This is a genomic window from Streptomyces sp. NBC_01235 (genome assembly GCF_035989285.1).
In the GTDB taxonomy this organism is placed as follows: Bacteria; Actinomycetota; Actinomycetes; order Streptomycetales; family Streptomycetaceae; genus Streptomyces.
The window spans coordinates 2759073-2776814 of record NZ_CP108513.1 but is presented as its reverse complement, the minus strand read 5'-3'; the positions used below and the strand labels follow the sequence as shown (position 1 = coordinate 2776814).

At 72.8% G+C, this 17742-nt stretch carries 13 protein-coding genes and 1 tRNA gene; 6 read left to right on the top strand and 8 right to left on the bottom strand.

Annotation, left to right across the window (positions count from 1 at the left end):
- Positions 1 to 76 precede the first annotated feature (76 nt).
- Entirely contained in the window at positions 77 to 598 is a 522-nt protein-coding gene (locus tag OG289_RS11935; protein ID WP_327313983.1) for a gluconokinase, read from the bottom strand.
- 140 nt (positions 599 to 738) lie between these two features.
- Between OG289_RS11935 and OG289_RS11930 the strand changes: the two genes are divergently transcribed.
- A complete protein-coding gene (locus tag OG289_RS11930) occupies positions 739 to 1440 on the top strand; it encodes a FadR/GntR family transcriptional regulator (RefSeq protein WP_327313982.1) in 702 nt (233 codons plus the stop codon).
- Positions 1441 to 1474: 34 nt separating this feature from the next.
- Here OG289_RS11930 and OG289_RS11925 read toward each other — a convergent pair whose 3' ends face one another.
- The 4 genes from OG289_RS11925 to OG289_RS11910 form a co-directional block, all read right to left on the bottom strand.
- On the bottom strand, positions 1475 to 1900 hold the full coding sequence (locus tag OG289_RS11925) for a YchJ family protein (RefSeq protein WP_327313981.1): 426 nt from the start codon (positions 1898 to 1900) through the stop codon (positions 1475 to 1477).
- A 347-nt stretch (positions 1901 to 2247) separates the two neighbouring features.
- Positions 2248 to 3600, bottom strand: a complete 1353-nt coding sequence (locus tag OG289_RS11920) for a M1 family metallopeptidase (RefSeq protein WP_327313980.1) — start codon at positions 3598 to 3600, stop codon at positions 2248 to 2250.
- Between the two features lie 77 nt (positions 3601 to 3677).
- Entirely contained in the window at positions 3678 to 7544 is a 3867-nt protein-coding gene (locus OG289_RS11915) for a Pls/PosA family non-ribosomal peptide synthetase (protein WP_327313979.1), read from the bottom strand.
- A gap of 1362 nt (positions 7545 to 8906) precedes the next feature.
- Positions 8907 to 8991, bottom strand: a tRNA-Leu gene (locus OG289_RS11910).
- 215 nt (positions 8992 to 9206) lie between these two features.
- On the opposite strand from OG289_RS11910, the gene OG289_RS11905 reads away from it, so the two are divergent.
- The 3 genes from OG289_RS11905 (at position 9207) to OG289_RS11895 (ending at position 11968) form a co-directional block, all read left to right on the top strand.
- On the top strand, positions 9207 to 10535 hold the full coding sequence (locus OG289_RS11905) for a M20/M25/M40 family metallo-hydrolase (RefSeq protein WP_327313978.1): 1329 nt from the start codon (positions 9207 to 9209) through the stop codon (positions 10533 to 10535).
- Between the two features lie 156 nt (positions 10536 to 10691).
- A complete protein-coding gene (gene chpH, locus OG289_RS11900; RefSeq protein WP_327313977.1) occupies positions 10692 to 10925 on the top strand; it encodes a chaplin ChpH in 234 nt (77 codons plus the stop codon).
- A 182-nt stretch (positions 10926 to 11107) separates the two neighbouring features.
- The gene (locus OG289_RS11895; RefSeq protein ID WP_327313976.1) at positions 11108 to 11968 is read left to right on the top strand and encodes a chaplin; all 861 of its coding nucleotides are present in this window, start codon (positions 11108 to 11110) and stop codon (positions 11966 to 11968) included.
- Positions 11969 to 12039: 71 nt separating this feature from the next.
- On the opposite strand, the gene OG289_RS11890 is transcribed toward OG289_RS11895, so the two are convergent.
- Positions 12040 to 12228 carry a DUF5703 family protein gene (locus OG289_RS11890; RefSeq protein WP_014671721.1) on the bottom strand — a complete coding sequence of 63 codons (189 nt, stop codon included), beginning with the start codon at positions 12226 to 12228 and terminating at the stop codon, positions 12040 to 12042.
- A 47-nt stretch (positions 12229 to 12275) separates the two neighbouring features.
- Between OG289_RS11890 and OG289_RS11885 the strand changes: the two genes are divergently transcribed.
- On the top strand, positions 12276 to 12953 hold the full coding sequence (locus OG289_RS11885) for a hypothetical protein (RefSeq protein ID WP_327313975.1): 678 nt from the start codon (positions 12276 to 12278) through the stop codon (positions 12951 to 12953).
- 75 nt (positions 12954 to 13028) lie between these two features.
- Here OG289_RS11885 and OG289_RS11880 read toward each other — a convergent pair whose 3' ends face one another.
- Together OG289_RS11880 and OG289_RS11875 are read right to left on the bottom strand one after the other, a co-directional pair.
- Positions 13029 to 15329: a helix-hairpin-helix domain-containing protein gene (locus OG289_RS11880; RefSeq protein ID WP_327313974.1), complete on the bottom strand. Its 2301-nt coding sequence runs from the start codon at positions 15327 to 15329 to the stop codon at positions 13029 to 13031.
- Positions 15326 to 16312: an aldo/keto reductase gene (locus OG289_RS11875; protein ID WP_327313973.1), complete on the bottom strand. Its 987-nt coding sequence runs from the start codon at positions 16310 to 16312 to the stop codon at positions 15326 to 15328. The genes OG289_RS11880 and OG289_RS11875 overlap by 4 nt, the downstream gene beginning before the upstream one ends.
- A gap of 208 nt (positions 16313 to 16520) precedes the next feature.
- On the opposite strand from OG289_RS11875, the gene OG289_RS11870 reads away from it, so the two are divergent.
- The gene (locus OG289_RS11870; RefSeq protein WP_327313972.1) at positions 16521 to 17576 is read left to right on the top strand and encodes an LLM class F420-dependent oxidoreductase; all 1056 of its coding nucleotides are present in this window, start codon (positions 16521 to 16523) and stop codon (positions 17574 to 17576) included.
- Positions 17577 to 17742: the final 166 nt, after the last annotated feature.

Below are 17742 nucleotides of genomic sequence, written 5' to 3'. Positions count from 1 at the left end.
CCCTTGGTGTGATGGGGATGGGGATGGGGGAGGGGAGGGGTGCTGCGGGGGTGGTTCGGGAGTGCTTCGGGGGTGGTCACCGAGGCCGGGTGTCGGGAAGCTCGTCGAGTGCCTTCGCGGCCCGGTCGGTGATCTCCTCGGGGGTGCCGCAGACGTCGACCGCGACGCCCGCCTCGTCGGCCTGGAGGGGCTGGAGCGTGGCGAACTGCGAGTCCAGCAGCGCGGTGGGCATGAAGTGACCCTGCCGGTGCGCCATGCGGTCCTCGATCAGCGATCGGTCGCCCGCGAGGTGCACGAAGACGACGCCGGGGGCGGCGGCCCTGAGCCGGTCGCGGTACGACCGCTTCAGCGCCGAGCAGCTGACCACCCCGCCGAGCCCGGCCCGCCCGTCCGCCCAGGCGCCGACGGCGTCGAGCCACGGCCACCGGTCGTCGTCGTCGAGCGGGGTGCCGGCCGACATCTTGGCGATGTTGGCCTGCGGATGGAAGTCGTCGCCCTCGGCATACGGGACGCCCATCCGGGCGGCGAGCAGGGGACCGATGGTGGTCTTGCCCGTGCCGGCGACGCCCATCACCACGACGACATGGGGGGTGCGCATCTGTGCCTCGCTGTCTTCCTCGACATCTGACGTCGACGGACGCCGACGACACTGAAACCGATTAGGTACGACGAATTCAAGAGTCTGTGACAAATAAGTCTGACTTTTTGGCGGAGTGATCTACCCCGTACTCTGTGTGCATGACCACTCCGGGCCGAGGTCTGCACGGCCAAGTACTGGACGCGCTGGGCCCCGCGATCACCGCGGGCGAATACCCGCCCGGCAGTGTCCTGCGCACCGACGAGCTGGCCCAGCGCTTCGACGTCTCCCGCTCGGTGATGCGTGAGGCGGTCCGCGTCCTGGAGTCCATGCACCTGGTCGAGTCCCGTCGCCGGGTGGGCGTGACGGTGCGGCCGAAGGCCGAGTGGAACGTCTACGACCCGCAGGTCATACGCTGGCGCCTGGCCGGCGCCGACCGCCCGCACCAGCTGCGCTCGCTCACCGTCCTGCGCTCGGCGATCGAGCCGGTCGCGGCGGGCCTGGCGGCGAAGCACGCCACGGCGGCGCAGTGCGCCGAGCTGACCGAGTGCGCGCTAGGCATGGTGGCCAACTCACGCGGCCACAGGCTGGAGGGGTATCTTCTCCACGACGTGGCCTTCCATCGGGTGATCCTGGCCGCCTCCGGCAACGAGATGTTCGCCCGCCTCGGCGACGTCGTCGCGGAGGTCCTGGCCGGACGCACCCACCACGAGGTCATGTTCGAGGACCCCGACCCGGCCGCCGTCACCCTCCATGTCCAGGTCGCGGAGGCGGTCCGCGAGGGCGACGCGGCCCGCGCGGAACACCTCACGCGCGAGATCACGGTGGGCGCCCTCCAGGAACTGGACATCCTGGCGCCGTGACGAGCGCCGTGACGTGTCATGCCGGGAAATCCCCTTAAGCCGGGAACTCCCCGTCCACGTACACCCACGCCCCGGCCACCCGCTCGAACCGGCTGCGCTCGTGCAGCGCACCGCCCCGGTAGGACGCCCGGAACTCCACCGTCCCGGTCGTGTGGAAGGCGCTCCCGTCGGCCGTGGCGAGGATCTCCAGGCCCGTCCACCGCATCCCCGGATCGAGATCGAGCCGCTCCGGCCGGGTCGCCGGATGCCAGGTCCGCAGCAGGTACCCCGAGTCGCCCTTCACGAACGCGCTGTAGCGCGAGCGCATGAGCGCCTCGGCGGTGGGGGCACCCGCGCCACCCGTGCCGGCGTGGTAACGGCCGCAGCACCCCTCGTACGGCTCGGGGAGGCCGCAGGGGCAGGCGGCGGGAGAGGCGGCGGCGGACGCGCGCTGTCGCGGGCGGGCGGTGCGTCGGGACATGGGCTCCATTGTGCCCGGACCGCCGACCCGCGAGGGCGCCCTGGGGTGAACCGCCGGCCGCGGCCACCCGCGGTGCCCGAGGGCGCTGGGGCAGGGTCGGCGGCAAGGTGGCGGCGTGATTGTTGCCGCTCGGCCGCGTGGCGACTGCGTATGCGCAGCGACGACCCGCCGGATGCGGCTGCCCTGGCGGGCCCGGCCCGGTGCCGCTCGTCGGCGTGTTCGCCGGTGGCGGTGGGCGCGGCTGCTGCCGGCCGCGGCCACCCGCGGTGCCCGAGGGCGCTGGGGCAGGGTCGGCGGCAAGGTGGCGGTGCGGCTGCTGCCGGCCGGGCGGGCGGCGGAGAAACCGCCTACGCCGACTCCGCGCCCCGCGCCATCGACGGCACCGGCAGCGGTGGCAGGGCCGCCCCGTACACCCACGCCTCGAACAGGTCGTCCAGCGGCTCCGGTGCGAAGCGTGCCGCGTGCGCGGTGAACGTCGACGTCGTCACCGCCCCGCCCCGGTGCAGCCCGAGCCAGGCGCGCAGCATCCGGAAGAACACCTCGTCGCCCAGCGCGCAGCGCAGCGCGTGCACGGTGAGGCCGCCGCGCTCGTAGAGCCGGTCGTCGAACATCGACTTGCGGCCGGGGTCGGCCAGGCGCAGGTCCTGCGGCTGCCCGGACAGCAACCGGTGGGCGACGGCGGCGAGTTGCTGCGCGCTGCGGCCACCCGACCGCTCCGACCACAGCCACTCCGCGTACTTCGCGAACCCCTCGTTCAGCCAGATGTGCCGCCAGTCGGCGATGGACACGCTGTTGCCGAACCACTGGTGCGCCAGCTCGTGCGCCACGAGTCGCTCCGAACCCCGCGCCCCGTCCACATGGTTGGCACCGAACAGCGACAACCCCTGTGCCTCGACGGGGACATCGAGCTCCTCCTCCGTCACCACCACCGCGTACTCGTCGAACGGGTAGGGCCCGAAGAGCTGTTGGAAGAGGTGCATCATCCCGGGCTGGCGCGCGAAGTCCCGCGAGAACTCCGCCAGCAGGTGCGCCGGAATATGCCCGTGCTGCGGGACGCCGCCGAGACCCGGATCGCCCAGCAGGACCGTCTGGTACTTGCCGATCGACAGCCCGACCAGATAGCTCGACGTCGGCGCCGCCTGCTCGTACACCCACGTGGTCGTCGAGGCCTTCGTGGTCCGCGTCAGCAGCCGACCGCCCGCCACCACCGAGTACGACGACGGGGTCGTGATCGAGATCAGGTACGACGCCTTGTCCGCCGGCCGGTCGTTGCACGGGTACCAGGACGGCGCCCCGACGGGCTGGCTCGCCACCAGCGCCCCGTCACCCAGCTCCTCCCAGCCGATCCCGCCCCAGGGGCTGTTCACCGGCTTCGGGTTGCCCGACCAGTGCACCTCCACCGTGAAGGCGGCCCCGGCGCGGATCGGCTTGGCGGGACGCACGCGCAGCCTGCCGCCCCGGTGCGTGTAGTGCGGCTGACGCCCGTCCACGCGGACCCGGCCGATCTTGAAGTCGGCCAGATTCAGCTGGAACTCGGAGAGCGGCGACCGCCCGGCTATGGCGTTGATCCGGGCCGTGCCCGACAGCCGGTTCGGCCCGGGCCGGTAGTCCAGCGCGAGCTCGTAGCGGTGCACCCGGTACCGGGAGTCACCGTTGCCCGGAAAGTACGGGTCCGGACCAACCGCCTGCTGAACTGCCACTTCCCCGTCCGCTCCCTGACCTGTGCTCGAACCGCCCGACGCCGGCGCACCGCCCGCCGGCTCCGGGTGGCCCGCCCTCAGGGACGCCATGCCTCGATCGGATTGCCGAGCCAGCGGGTGTCGTCCGGGACGGACTCCGCGGCCATGACGAGCGACGCGGGACCCAGGGTCGTACGGGCCCCGATCGTGCTGCCGGGCAGCACGATCCCGCCCGGGCCCAGCGTGGCGCCCTCACGGAGAACAACAGTATCCGTCCGCAAGATCCGGTCGTGGAAGAGGTGAGTCTGCAGGACGCACCCACGGTTGACCGTCGCCCCGTCCTCCAGCGTCACCAGGTCCGACTCCGGCAGCCAGTAGCTCTCCACCCACACGCCCCGGCCGATCCGCGCCCCGAGCCCGCGCAGCCACGCCGTCAGCACCGGCGTGCCCGGCACGGCGCCCGCCAGCCACGGCACGGCCACCACCTCGACGAACGTGTCCGCCAGCTCGTTGCGCCACACGAAACCGCTCCACAGCGGATGCTCCCCGCTGTGGTGCCGTCCGACGAGCAGCCACTTGGCCACGATCGAGACGAGAGCCGCCGCCGCACCCGCCCCGAGCAGCACGAGCCCGGACAGCAGCGGCGCCCAGGCGCCCAGCGCGCACAGCGCCGCCACCGTCAGCACGGCCAGCCCCGCCGAGCAGAACACCGGCACGATCCGGCACAGCTCCACCAGGGCGCGCGCCCACAGCAGCCGCGCGGGCGGCTCGTAGGTCCGGCTCTGATCGCCGTCGGTGGTGTTCCGCGGCAGCTTCACCGGCGGCAGCCCCAGGTACGAGCTGCCCTTCTTCGCCTTCTTCGGCGTCGCCGACAGCACACCCACCAGGCCGCCGTCCGGCACGCTGCGCCCCGGCGCGGTCATCCCCGAGTTGCCGAGGAACGCCCGCCGCCCGATCTCCGCCCGCCCGATCCGCATCCAGCCGCCACCGAGCTCGTACGGCGCGGTCAGTGTGTCGTCGGCCAGGAACGCGCCCTCGCCGACCGTGGTCAGGCTGGGCAGCGCGAGGACCGTCGACACCTCGGCGCCCTTGCCGATCCGCATCCCGAGCAGCCGCAGCCACACCGGCGTGACCAGCCCGGCGTACAGCGGGAAGAGGGTCTCCCGCGAGCGGTCCATGAGCTGGGTGACGGCCCACGCCTGCCAGCCGATCCTGCTGTGCGTGGGATGCGTGCCCTCGCGCAGGCCGAGGCTCAGCAGCCGCACGGCGATCAGCAGCATCACGCAGTACGCCAGCCCGAAGGCGAGCGTGGCCGGCACCAGGGCGAGCGCGGCGCCCTTCAGCGCCTCGCCGAGCCCGTCGCCCGGCGCCACGAACAGGCTCGCCACCAGCAGGGCCGCGCCCGCCGCCAGCACCGGCAGCGAGGTCAGCGCGAAACCGGCCAGGCCGTACATCACCCGCCAGTACGTGCCCCGCGCCGGCCGTTCCTTGGGCCAGTTGCGCTTGGCCTTGCCGAGCTTGACCGCGGGCGCCCCCGACCACCGCTGACCGGTGGGGATCTGACCGGTGACCGCCGAACCCGGCGCCACCTCGGCCCGCTTGCCCACCCGGGCGCCCGGGAACAGCATGCTGCGCGTGCCGACCACGGCGTGCGCACCCACCTTGACCTGGCCGATCTCCAGCCGGTCACCGTCCAGCCAGTGGCCGGACAGGTCCACCTCGGACTCCACGGCCGCACCCCGGCCCAGCTTCAGCAGGCCGGTGACCGGCGGCAGCGAGTGCAGGTCCACATCCGGCCCGACCTTGGCGCCCAGCGCCCGCGCGTACCGCTCCAGCCAGGACCCGGTCAGTGAGGTCGCCCCGCTGAACTCGGCCAGCCGCTCCGCCGTCCACAGCCGCAGATGCACGCTCCCACCGCGCGGGTACCGCCCCGGCTGCACACCGCGCAGCAGCAGCCGCGCCCCGCCCGCGGCGATCGCGAGCCGTCCGGGCGGGCTGAACAGCAGCAGGGCACCGGACACCACCAGCCACCAGGGGGCGGTCGGCAGCCAGCCGTACGCGGGCAGCAGGTTCCCGAGGACGGTCAGCGGCACCGTCCAGCGCAGCCCCAGCAGGGTGAACAGTGGAAGGAGCAGCAGGAGCTGGGTGACCTTGGCGCGCGGCGGCACCGGGGCGATGACCCGGGCCGACCCGTCGTCCTGCGCGGACTCCTCCAGGTGCCGGGCCAGCTTGCGCACGGTGGGCTGCTGATAGATGTCGAGGACGGCGGCGCTCGGGTAGCGGGTGCGCAGCCGCGTCGTCAGCTGGGCGGCGGCGAGGCTGCTGCCGCCGATCGCGAAGAAGTCGTCGCGGGCACGGCCCACGGGGATGCCGAGGACTTCTGTCCACTGCTCGGCAAGCCACGCCTCGGTGCCGTAGAGCTGCTCGGCCGGCCCGCCCGTCTCCAGGCCCTCCAGGGGCCACGGCAGGGCGTTGCGGTCGACCTTGCCGGAGGTGCGGGTCGGCAGGTCCTCGACCGGCGCCAGCAGCGGGACGAGGGCGGCGGGCAGCTCGGCCCGCAGCCGTTCCACGGCCGCCGCCCGGTCCCAGCCGTCCTGCGTGACGACATACCCGACCAGCAGCTGGTTGCCGCTGCGCGCGGTCCGCACGGCGGCAGCGGCGCCCGCGACGCCCGGCAGCGCCTGGAGTGCCGCGTCCACCTCGCCCAGCTCGATCCGCCGCCCGCCGAGCTTGATCTGCTCGTCGGCCCGTCCGAGGAAGACGAGCCCGTCGGCGTCGGCGCGCACCAGGTCACCGCTGCGGTACGCCCGCTCCCAGCCCAGCGACTTCAGCGGCGCGTACTTCTCCGCGTCCTTCTCGGCGTCGAGATACCGCGCGAGTCCGACCCCGCCGATCACCAGCTGGCCGCTGCCGCCCATCGGTACGGGTTCCCCGGCCTCGTCGACGACGGCCAGTTCCCAGCCCCTGAGCGGCAGCCCGATCCGGATCGGCTCCTCGCCGGACATCAGCGAGGCACAGGCGACCACGGTCGCCTCGGTCGGCCCGTACGTGTTCCAGACCTCCCGGCCCTCCGTCACCAGCCGCTGCACCAGCTCGGGCGGGCAGGCCTCGCCGCCGAAGATCAGCAGCCGTACCTCGTCGAGGGTCTCGGGCTCCCAGAGCGCGGCCAGTGTCGGCACGGTGGAGACCACGGTGATCTCCTGCTCGACCAGCCACGGCCCGAGATCGGCACCGCTCCTGACCTGCGAGCGCGGCACGGGCACCAGACAGGCCCCGTACCGCCAGGCCAGCCACATCTCCTCGCAGGAGGCGTCGAAGGCCACCGACAGCCCCGCCATGACCCGGTCACCGGGCCCGATCGGCTCGTCGGTGAGGAACAGCGCGGCCTCGGCATCCACGAAGGCCGCGGCGCTGCGGTGACTGACCGCGACGCCCTTCGGCTTCCCGGTGGAGCCGGAGGTGAAGATGATCCACGCGTCGTGCTCGGTGCCCGGCCGGCCGGCGGCCGCCTCGGACGTGCCGTGGACGGCGATCGCGTGCCCGGCGCCGAGGACGGCCCGTACGTCCGCCTCACCGAACACCAGCTCGGCCCGCTCGTCGGGGTCCTCGGCGTCCACCGGGACGTAGGCCGCGCCGACGGCGAGGACGGCCAGGATCGCCACATAGAGGTCGTTGGTGCCGGACGGGACGCGGACGCCCACCCGGTCGCCGAGGCCGACCCCGGCGGCGGCGAGCCGGCGCCGGAGGTTCTCCACCTCGACGGCGAGGGCGCGGTAGGTGAGGGGCGTGGTGCCGTCGTCCAGGGCGAGCTCGTCCGGGTAGGACCGCACGGACGCGTCGAAGACGTCCACGAGGGTGCGCGGAGAGGCGGCGGGGCCGCCGGAGAAGCGGGCGCGGTCGCCGAGTTGTGCGCGGATTTCGTCGTCGAGCAGGCCGAGAGCACTGCTCTCGTGTATGGCTGCCATCGGTCCTCGCGTCTCGATCCCGGAAGCCTCCGGGGCGCCGGCGGGCCCGCAGGTCTGCCTGGGGTTGTCCGGTCCAGCTCCGTAACAAGCCGGAAATTTTAGTACGACGCTAGTGTCGCCCCCCTGCGTCGGCCACTTGGGGCGGCCGTTCGGGGATCGAGGTCAGACCGTCGGCAACGCCCTGACCTGGGCGAACCGTGCGACGGCGAGAGTTGCCCCACATCGGCGGGAGGACGCCCGATTCGACCGGGGATCGCCCATTCGCGGCACGGCCTGACACATCGTCACCGCGCAGTGTTCGAGCCCGCTTTGTGGGGGCGTGGAGCGGTGAAGCCGGGGACAGTCCGTGCGCCTGGGGCGCGTGCTCTCAGACATGCTCCCGCTCGAGCGTCGCATCATGTGAACGGCTACATCCAGTCCCTCCGGATTCCGCAATGCTGACGCCCATTCACGCAGGACGGGGGCGATGCGGGTGACGGGCAGCGCCAACTGCAAGTGCTTGACGAGTGTGGAAGTACGGGGCTCGGCGGGCCCGCCCGGCCGCTCCCCCCGGCGGTCCCGCCCAGGCTCGAGCGCCCCTGCCGTCAGCACGCCGCCGAGCGACCCGTACCGGCGGGAAGCCCCCCACGCGGCGATCGGAACGGGAGCGCGACGCGATCCTGAGGGAGGCGCGCGACACCCGCTTCCTGAACGAGCTCCCCACCCCGAGGATCAGGAAGCGCCCCAGGACGAGGCGGCCGATGGGAGACCGGGTCCGCGACGAACTGGTCGGGCGGTTGCGCGATCCGCACGGCCCCCACGCCCGTGACCTGCGCATGACCCTGCGCCACAGACTCCTGAGCGAGGCGTCGGTGACCCACCTCGTCCACATCCTCGGACGGCGACTGAACTGCCAGGCCCAGAACCTCGTCCCCGGCGTGCTGGGGGAACGCGAGTACACCGGCGCGGAGATGGGCGAGCTGTGCCGGGTGCTGCTGTACGAGCGCCTTCTGCCGCGGTCCCGGCCGATGGACACCGACCGCGGCATCGAGACCCATCTGGAGGCCCGGGCCCTGCGTGTGGCCCCCCGGCTCCTCCACTGGCTGGTGGCGCCCAGGGCCCCGCGGCAGCTGCCGGCGGTGGAGAACTTCCTCGCTCGGCCGGCGGAGTCGGACGAGTTCGTGGACCGGCGGCTCGTGGAGGGGATCCCGACCCGGGAGTGGCCCTCCGGCGTGCCCGACCTGCCGGCCTCCGCCCTGCGCGTCGCCGTACGGCGCGTGTACGAGCGTCACGAGCTGTGGGCTCTGGGCCCCGAGCTGCTCGTCCGGCATGCCGGAGAGGGTGGCCCCGGCCCACTGGCCGGAACCACCCTCTCTGGTTCTGTGTCCGAGGGGGGACTTGAACCCCCACGCCCGATAAAGGGCACTAGCACCTCAAGCTAGCGCGTCTGCCATTCCGCCACCCGGACAAGGTGTCTGTCGTGCGGGGTTTCCCTCGCGGCGACGACGTAAACATTACCAGGCTTTCCGGGGTGCCCCGATCACGGGCGGCCCGCCGACCCACCGGCCCGCAGCCGCGTTCGGCGTGAACGGCGTGTGACGGGCCGGGACCGGTCTTGGGCGGTGGCGTGGGGGAGAGGGAGGATGAAGGGGACCAGCAGCAGTGACAGCGGGAGGAAGCAGCGTGAGCGCGACGGACGACACGGCCAGGAGCGTCACCGGCGAGGACGAGGTCGTGGACCTCTGCCGCGAGCTGATCCGGATCGACACCAGCAACTACGGCGACCACTCGGGTCCCGGTGAGCGCAAGGCGGCGGAATGGGTCGCCGAGAAGCTCGCCGAGGTGGGCCTCGAACCGAAGATCTTCGAGTCGCACCCGGGCCGGGCCTCCACCGTGGCCCGGATCGAGGGCGAGGACCCGTCCCGGCCCGCGCTGCTCATCCACGGCCACCTCGACGTCGTCCCGGCCAACGCGGTCGACTGGACCCACCACCCCTTCTCCGGCGAGGTCGCCGACGGGTGTGTGTGGGGGCGGGGTGCGGTCGACATGAAGGACATGGACGCGATGACGCTGGCTGTCGTCCGCGACCGGCTGCGCTCCGGGCGCCGTCCGCCGCGTGACATCGTCCTCGCGTTCCTCGCCGACGAGGAGGCCGGCGGCCTCTACGGCGCCCGCCACCTCGTCGACCACCACCCCGACCTCTTCGAGGGCGTCACCGAGGCGATCAGCGAGGTCGGCGGGTTCTCGTTCACCGTGAGCGAGGAGCGGCGGCTCTACCTCATCCAGACGGCCGAGAAGGGCATGCACTGGATGAAGCTCACCGTCGCCGGCACCGCCGGACACGGTTCGATGATCCACCGGGACAACGCGATCACCGAGCTGTCCGAGGCTGTCGCGCGGCTCGGCCGTCACACCTTCCCGGTGCGGGTCACCAAGACGACCCGGGCGTTCCTCGACGAGCTCGGCGACGCGCTCGGCACCGAGCTGGACCCCGAGGACATGCAGTCCACGCTCGCTCGGCTGGGCGGCATCGCCAAGCTGATCGGCGCGACCCTGAGCAACACCGCCAACCCGACCCAGCTCGGCGCCGGTTACAAGGTCAACGTCATCCCTGGCGAGGCCACCGCGCATGTCGACGGCCGCTTCCTGCCCGGGCACGAGGAGGAGTTCCTCGCCGACCTCGACCGGATCCTCGGCCCGAAGGTGCGCCGCGAGGACGTGCACTCCGACAAGGCGTTGGAGACCTCCTTCGACGGGCCGCTCGTCGAGGCCATGCAGTCCGCGCTGCTCGCCGAGGACCCGACCGCCAAGGCCATCCCCTACATGCTCTCCGGCGGCACGGACGCCAAGTCCTTCGACGACCTCGGCATCCGCGGCTTCGGCTTCGCCCCGCTGAAGCTGCCCCCGGAGCTGGACTTCGCCGGGATGTTCCACGGCGTCGACGAGCGGGTGCCGGTGGACGGGCTGAAGTTCGGCGTGCGCGTGCTCGACCGCTTCATCGACGCGTCCTGAATCGTCCCGGTGAAACGAGATTTTATTAATCGTGCGCCTGTGCGGGCGTGACTGGGAAGAGTGAATGCGACGATAAGCGCGTAGCCTCATTAATTCCTCCTCGTTACTGGTGATGTGATCCGCTGCTTGGGGTCGCTTTGTCAATAAGGAGGAATAATGATCAAGAAGGTCGTCGCTGCTGCGGCTGCCACTGGTGGGCTGGTTCTCGCGGGCGCGGGCCTGGCCGTCGCCGACGCCGGTGCCCAGGGTGCTGCGGTGCACTCCCCGGGTGTCGCGTCCGGCAACGTGATCCAGGTTCCGGTGCACGTCCCGGTGAACGTCTGCGGCAACACGATCTCTGCGGTCGGGCTGCTGAACCCTGCCTTCGGCACCATCTGCGTCAACAAGTGAGGACGACCCGCTGAGGGGTCGTCCACACCGTCGGCCCCGGAGTGCACGCCCTGCGCTCCGGGGCCGACCGGTCGTTTTCCGAAGGAAAAGCCGAAGAAAGTCGAATAGCCCGAAGAAATCGAACAGCTGCAATGATGCGAGCAATTCGGGACGAGGACTAGATCGAAAGCAGGGATTCAGTAATGCGACACGTCACCCGCAAAAGCCTCATGACCGTGGCGGCGGCCACGGGGGTGATCGCGGCAGCCGGCGGCTACGCCCACGCCGACGCCGGCGCGACCGGCTCCGCCACGGACTCGCCCGGCGTCCTGTCGGGCAACTCGGTGCAGGCGCCGGTCAACGTCCCCGTGAACGTCTGCGGCAACACCGTCGACGTCGTCGGGATCCTCAACCCGTCCTTCGGCAACTCCTGTGCCAACAAGGGCGGCGGCGGTGCGTCGTCGGGCGGATACGGCGACCACCGGGGAGGCGGCGGCAGCCAGGGCGGAAACCGCGGCGGGAACCAGGGCGGGAACCACGGCGGAAGCCAGGGCGACTCCGGCGCGTACGGCGACTCCGGCGGGTATGGGGGCTCCGGCGCGTCCGGGGGCTTCGGAGGTGCGCACGCGGATGGGCACACCGGCGGATCGCCCGGTGTCGGCTCCGGCAACCACGTCCAGGCACCGATCGACGTGCCGGTGAACGTGTGCGGCAACAGCGTCGACGCCGTCGGGATCCTCAACCCGTCGATGGGCAGCGACTGCGCCAACGACAGCGGTTCCGGCGTGCACACGCCTCCGTCCCGCGGCCACGAGACGCCGAGCAGGCCCGGTCACCAGCGCCCCGCCGAGCCGGGCGAGCACGACCAGTCCAGCCCGTCCCGGCCCGGGACCGTGCCGTCCACCTCGGATCACGTGACGCCGGCCGGCGCCCCTTCCGCCCACGCCGCCGCGCAACTCGCGCACACCGGCAGCGAACTGCCGATGGGCCTGGTCCTGCCGGCCGGTGCGGTCGCGCTGCTCGCGGGTGCGGTGCTCTACCGCAAGGCACGCCCCACGGCGTAACCCTCCCGGCGCCGCACACAACGGAGCGGGCCCCGCCTCGGCGGGGCCCGCTCCGTTTCCGTCGTCTCACCTCACCACGTGGCCCGCACCTGGCGGATGATGCGCCGGCGCAACCGCACCCTCCGGCTGCCGTCACGCAGCAGGCTCAGGCGGTCCAACTCCCAGTGTCCGTACTCGGCATGGTCGGTCAGCAGTCGTGTCGCCTCCTTGCGGGAAACCCCGCGCGGTACGTACACGTCGACAAATTCGTATTCCGGCATCGCATCTATTGTGCGGGCTGGGGCTCGGTACGGATAGCGTCTGCACTATGTCTGATGCTGCGCAGCCCACCGCTGCCGAGGTACGAGCCGCCGCCGAGGCGGTCAAGACCGCGCTCGACCGCCACCTGGCCGCGGTCGAACGCAGGACGGGTGAGGACGACCCGGCCGTCTACGAGGCGTTCAACGAGCTGGCCGCGGCCGCCGAGGTCTACGACGAACTGCTCTACGACCGCTATGACGAGGTAACGCCCTTCGAGATCCCTGGCACAGAGGACTCCCTGCCGCCGTACGAGGGTCCTGAGGAGCCGAACGCGCTGAGCGTGCTGATCCGCCGCGACTACGCCGTCGCGGAGCCACAGCGGCTGATGGCGCTGGCCCAGCGGGTCGAGGCGGCGGACGACGACGGAGTGGGCGCGGAGGTCGCGGGCACCGTGCACGGGGCGCTGGGCATTCTGTTCGGCGAGTTCGAACCGGACGAGATCGCCTCCCGGCACAAGGAGTTCGGCCTGGAGGAGGGCGACTCCACCTTGTGGGTGCTGGCCGCCGAGGAACCGGCCGAGCCGGGCGAGTGGCTGGAGACACCGTTCGACCAGGCCGATCCCGGCCGGGTGGTCTGCCGATTCGACGTGAGCTCGGTCTTCGACGAACTCGAGGACGACGACGGCGAAGATCTCGTGGACGAGATCGAGGACGAGGACCTGGAGCCGCTGGACGCGGATCGCTAGCCGCAGGCCCGGTGGCTTCCGGGAGGTCATGACGGCGGCGGTCACGAGGGGGAGCCCCTCGTGACCGCCGCCGTTCTAGTAGGGCCTGTCCGCGGCCGGGACCTGGGTGCGCAGCAGTACCGGCAGCCGGGTCGTGCGGGGCTTGGCCGGAACCTCGGCGACGGCGTTCGGCAGCGCCTGTTCGACGCCGTGCACCACGGACAGATGGCGCTCCGCCCGGCCGAAGGCCGTGTACACCCAGGGGCGGGAGAGGGCCTGTGCCGCGTCCCCGGGCAGCACCACGACCGCCGCGGGCCAGCGGCTGCCCACCGCCTGGTGCGCGGTCAGCGCCCACCCGTGCCGCACGGACTGCTCCACCCGCTCCCTCGGTACGACCACGGAGGCGCCCGCACACGTCAGGTGCAACCCCTGCGCGTCCGCCGTCACCACCCGGCCCGGCACCGTACGGCCCGGCACGGGGGAGTGGGCGACGCGGTCGCCGGGGTCGAAGCCGCCGAAGCGGCCGGGGCCCGGATTGAGCCGTTCCTTGAGAGCGGCGTTCAGCGCGCGCGCACCGGCCGCGCCGCCGTGACCCGGGGTGATCACCACCGTCTCCTCGGGCGCGATCCCGAAGGCCCGCGGCACCGAGTCGGCGACGAGCTGCACGGTCCGGTGCACGGCCTCGCCCGCGTCCCGCACCGGCACGATCACGATCTCCTTGCCGGGCGCCTCGACCTGGTTCAGCTCGCCGATGCCGACGCCGGAGACCAACTCGCCGAGCGGCCCCGGGTCGGGCGTGCGCGAGGCGACCTGCGGGCACACCCGGGCTGCGATCAGGTCGGCGAAGACCCGGCCCGGGCCGGCCGACCACAGCACCGCCGGATCCCCGCTGAGCACCAGCCGTGCCCCGTCCGGCAGCGACTCCGCCAGCATCGCGGCCGTCTCCACGTCCAGCTGCGGCGCGTCCAGCACGACCAGCACGTCGAGGGCGAAGGCCCCGTCGGCGTCCCGTCCGGGACCCTCGGTGCCGGCGAGGAGACCGGGGACGGTCACGACGTCGTCGTCCGCCTCGCCCAGGAGCGCCGCGAACCGGCGCCGTCCGTCCGGCGTGTGGCAGGCCGCGACGGTGCGCAGGTCCAGGGCGCGGGCCGCGGTGATCAGGGCCGCCGGTTCGGCACGGGCGGCCTCGCCACCGGTGTGCAGCACCAGAGCGTGCCCGGCGACGGCGCGAATCAGCTCGGCCGCGCTGCCGGACGCGGCGGCCGTCGCCGACTCCCACGGCGTGGAGGCCTCCTTGGCCAGGGAATTGACCACGCGGGCCAGCGCGTCGGCGAGGCTCTCCTCCGCGAGCGCGTACCGCTCCAGACCGACCAGGACCCGGAGCGGCCGGGACTCCTCGCCCTCTTCGCCGCCCTCTTCGCCGCCCTCTTCGCCGCCTTCTTCGGTGTCCGTCGCAGGCTGCGCGGCTCCGGGCGCCTCCAGAGCGTCCCGGAAGACGAGGGCCTCACCCTCGGCCAGCGTGCTCTGCACGGCAGCGTCCGCGTCCGGCACGGCCTGCCGGCCGAGGGCCGCGGTGAGCGTCGGCAGCTCCAGGGCGGTGTGCCCGGCCAGCGCGGCCTGCTCCAGCAGCCAGACCGTCACCGCGCGAGCGCGTCGTTCGTCGTCGGGGGCGCACTCCGGGCCGAGCAGCGTCCGCGCGAACCCGTCGGCCTGCTCGGGCCGCACACCGGGGACGCGCAGCAGCTGCCACGGGTCCTCGCGCAGCAGGTCCTCGCCGCCTTCGCCGAGCGCGGCGGCGGCCTGCGGCGCGAGCGCCTCGGGTGCGCCGCCGTCGGCCAGCACGCGGCGCACGCCCTCGCCGGTGTCCGGCGCGGGCGCCGGCGCCGCGGCGGCCTCCGCGGCCACCGACTGTGGACGTCGTACGGGCTCCGGGGCGGGTCGGCGCGGGGCGGGCTCCGCCGCGGCGAAGACGGTGGCCGGCGGCTTCGCGCCACCCTCCACGGCGCGTACGGCCGCCAGCAGGTCGGCGGCCTTCCCGCTGAGCTTGGCCCCGGCGGCGATGGGCGCCGCCTTCTCGGCCTTGCGCCGCTCGATCCGCTCCCGCTCGAGCTTCTGCGCGGCGAGCTCGGCCTGCGCCTCGGAGAGCTGGGCGGCGGCTTCCGCGTCACCACCCTCGGCGGCCACCGACCCGCTGCCCTCAGCGCTGCCCTCGGCGCTGCCGTCCGGACTCGCGTCGGTCTCGTCCGCGCCCTTGCCGGTGCCGGCCCCAGGGGCCTGCGTCGTGCCCTCGGTCTCCGCGGTCGGCGGCTCGCCGGTTCCGTCGCCCTCGGCGGTCGCCCCCGGCGTCGCCTGCCCGGCGTTCTCCGTGTTCTCCGGGGGAACCGGCTCCGTGCTCACAGCGTGCTCCAGTCGTGATCGGGATAGCGGTGCACGGGCGCCGACACGTCGTCGAGCGCCCGGCAGATCTCGTCAGGAAGACTAAGGGCCTCCACTGACAATGCCGCCGTGAGCTGCTGCGCGTTGCGCGCGCCGACGATCGGGGCGGCCACGCCGGGCCGGTCGCGGACCCAGGCGAGGGCGACCTGGAGCGGGGTCACCGCCAGCCCGTCCGCGGCGGTCGACACGGCGTCCACGATGCGGCTCGCTGTGTCGTCCAGGTACGGCTCGACGAAGAGCCCGAAGTGGTCCGAGGCGCCGCGCGAGTCCGGCGGCAGGGCGTCGCCCCGGTACTTGCCGGTGAGGACGCCGCGACCCAGTGGAGACGAGGGCAGCAGGCCGATGCCCAGATCCAGCGCGGCCGGCAGCACCTCGCGCTCGATGCCGCGTTGCAGCAGCGAGTACTCCATCTGCGTCGCTGCCAGCCGCGTGCGGGTACCCGGTGCGCAGAGCTGCCAGGTGGCCGCCTTGGCGAGCTGCCAGCCGCAGAAGTTGGAGACCCCGGCGTACCGGGCGCGACCACTGGCGACAGCGATGTCGAGGGCCTGCAGGGACTCCTCCAGAGGGGTGTCCGGGTCGAAGGCGTGCACCTGCCACACGTCGACGTAGTCCGTGCCGAGCCGGGCCAGCGAGGCGTCGAGGGCGGCGAGGAGGTGGCCCCGCGAGCCGTCGAAGCGGCGGTCCGGGTCGGGCACGCTGCCCGCCTTCGTCGAGATGATCAGGTCCCGGCGCGGCACCAGGCCCCCTATGAGCCGCCCGAGCAGGTACTCGGCGTCCCCGTCGCCGTACACGTCGGCCGTGTCGACGAGGGTCCCGCCCGCCTCCCAGAACGTCTTCAAGACGTCCGCGGCGTCGTGCTCGTCGGTGTCACGGCCCCAGGTCAGGGTGCCGAGCCCGATGCGGGACACACGCAGGCCGGTGCGGCCGAGATGCCTCTGCTCCATGAACGCCGAGATTACTGGCCAGAACTGGGCAGTGGGTTGCCTGTGGACAACCGAATCCGCGCGAGGGGAGCCGAGTTCCGCGCAGGCCGGACGGCCGGTGTCTTCGCGCGCGGGCCCCGCGCAGCGGGACCGCGGCCTGACCCGAGGGCCGCCCCCGCGCTACTGTCTCCGCAACAGCGTCGTTACTGATCAGTAAGGGGAATCGGCCATGCAGCTCGGGATCAACCTCGGCTACTGGGGTGCCGGAATGGACGGCGACAACCTCGCCGTCGCCCAGGAGGCCGACCGCCTCGGGTACGCGGTCTGCTGGGCCGCCGAGGCCTACGGGTCGGACGCGGCCACCGTGCTCACCTGGGTCGCCGCGCATACCGAGCGGATCGACGTCGGCTCGGCCATCTTCCAGATCCCCGCGCGCCAGCCCGCGATGACCGCGATGACGGCCGCCACCCTCGACTCCCTCTCCGGCGGCCGCTTCCGCCTCGGCCTCGGAGTCTCCGGCCCGCAGGTCTCCGAGGGCTGGTACGGCGTCAAGTTCGACAAGCCGCTGTCCCGTACGCGCGAGTACGTCGAGATCGTCCGCAAGGCGATGACGCGGGAGCGGCTGGCGTACGACGGCGAGCACTGGACGCTGCCGCTGCCGGGCGGCCCGGGCAAGCCGATCAAGCTCACCGTGCACCCGGAGCGCGAGCACATCCCGCTGTACATCGCCGCGATCGGACCGAAGAACCTGGAGCAGACCGGCGAGATCGCCGACGGCGCGCTGCTCATCTTCCCGTCCGCCGACCACCTGGAGGACACCGCGGTCAAGCACCTGCGGGCCGGACGCGAGAAGGCCGGCAAGACCCTGGAGGGCTTCGACATCTGCCCGACGCTGCCGCTGGCCGTCGGCGACGACAAGGACGTCGAGCGGCTCGCCGACACCTTCCGCCCCTACACCGCGCTGTACGTCGGCGGCATGGGCAGCCGCAAGCAGAACTTCTACAACCAGCTGGCGCAGCGGATGGGGTACGAGGCGGCGGCCGCCGACATCCAGGACAAGTACCTGTCCGGAGACAAGCAGGGCGCCGCGACCGCCATTCCGCACGAGCTGATCGACCGGACCACGCTGCTGGGTTCGGTGGAGCGGATCGCCGACCGGATGAAGGCCTACGCGGCGGCCGGCGTCACCACCCTCACCCTCGCCCCCGCGGGCTTCACCCTCGACGAGCGCCTCGCCTCGCTGCGGGCGGGCGCGCAGGCCCTGGAACTGGCGGGGCTCGCCTAGGAGCTTCAGCGGCCGTGGTGGGGGCTCGGGGGTCTTCCCCGCCACGGCCGTCACGGGGAACAACGCGCCGGGACGCGCGCGGTTACGCCCTCGTCGTGACTGCGGACGTCCTCCTTCTGGCGGAGTTGTCGTACACAGCTGTTGCGACACTTGCCCCGCCACATTT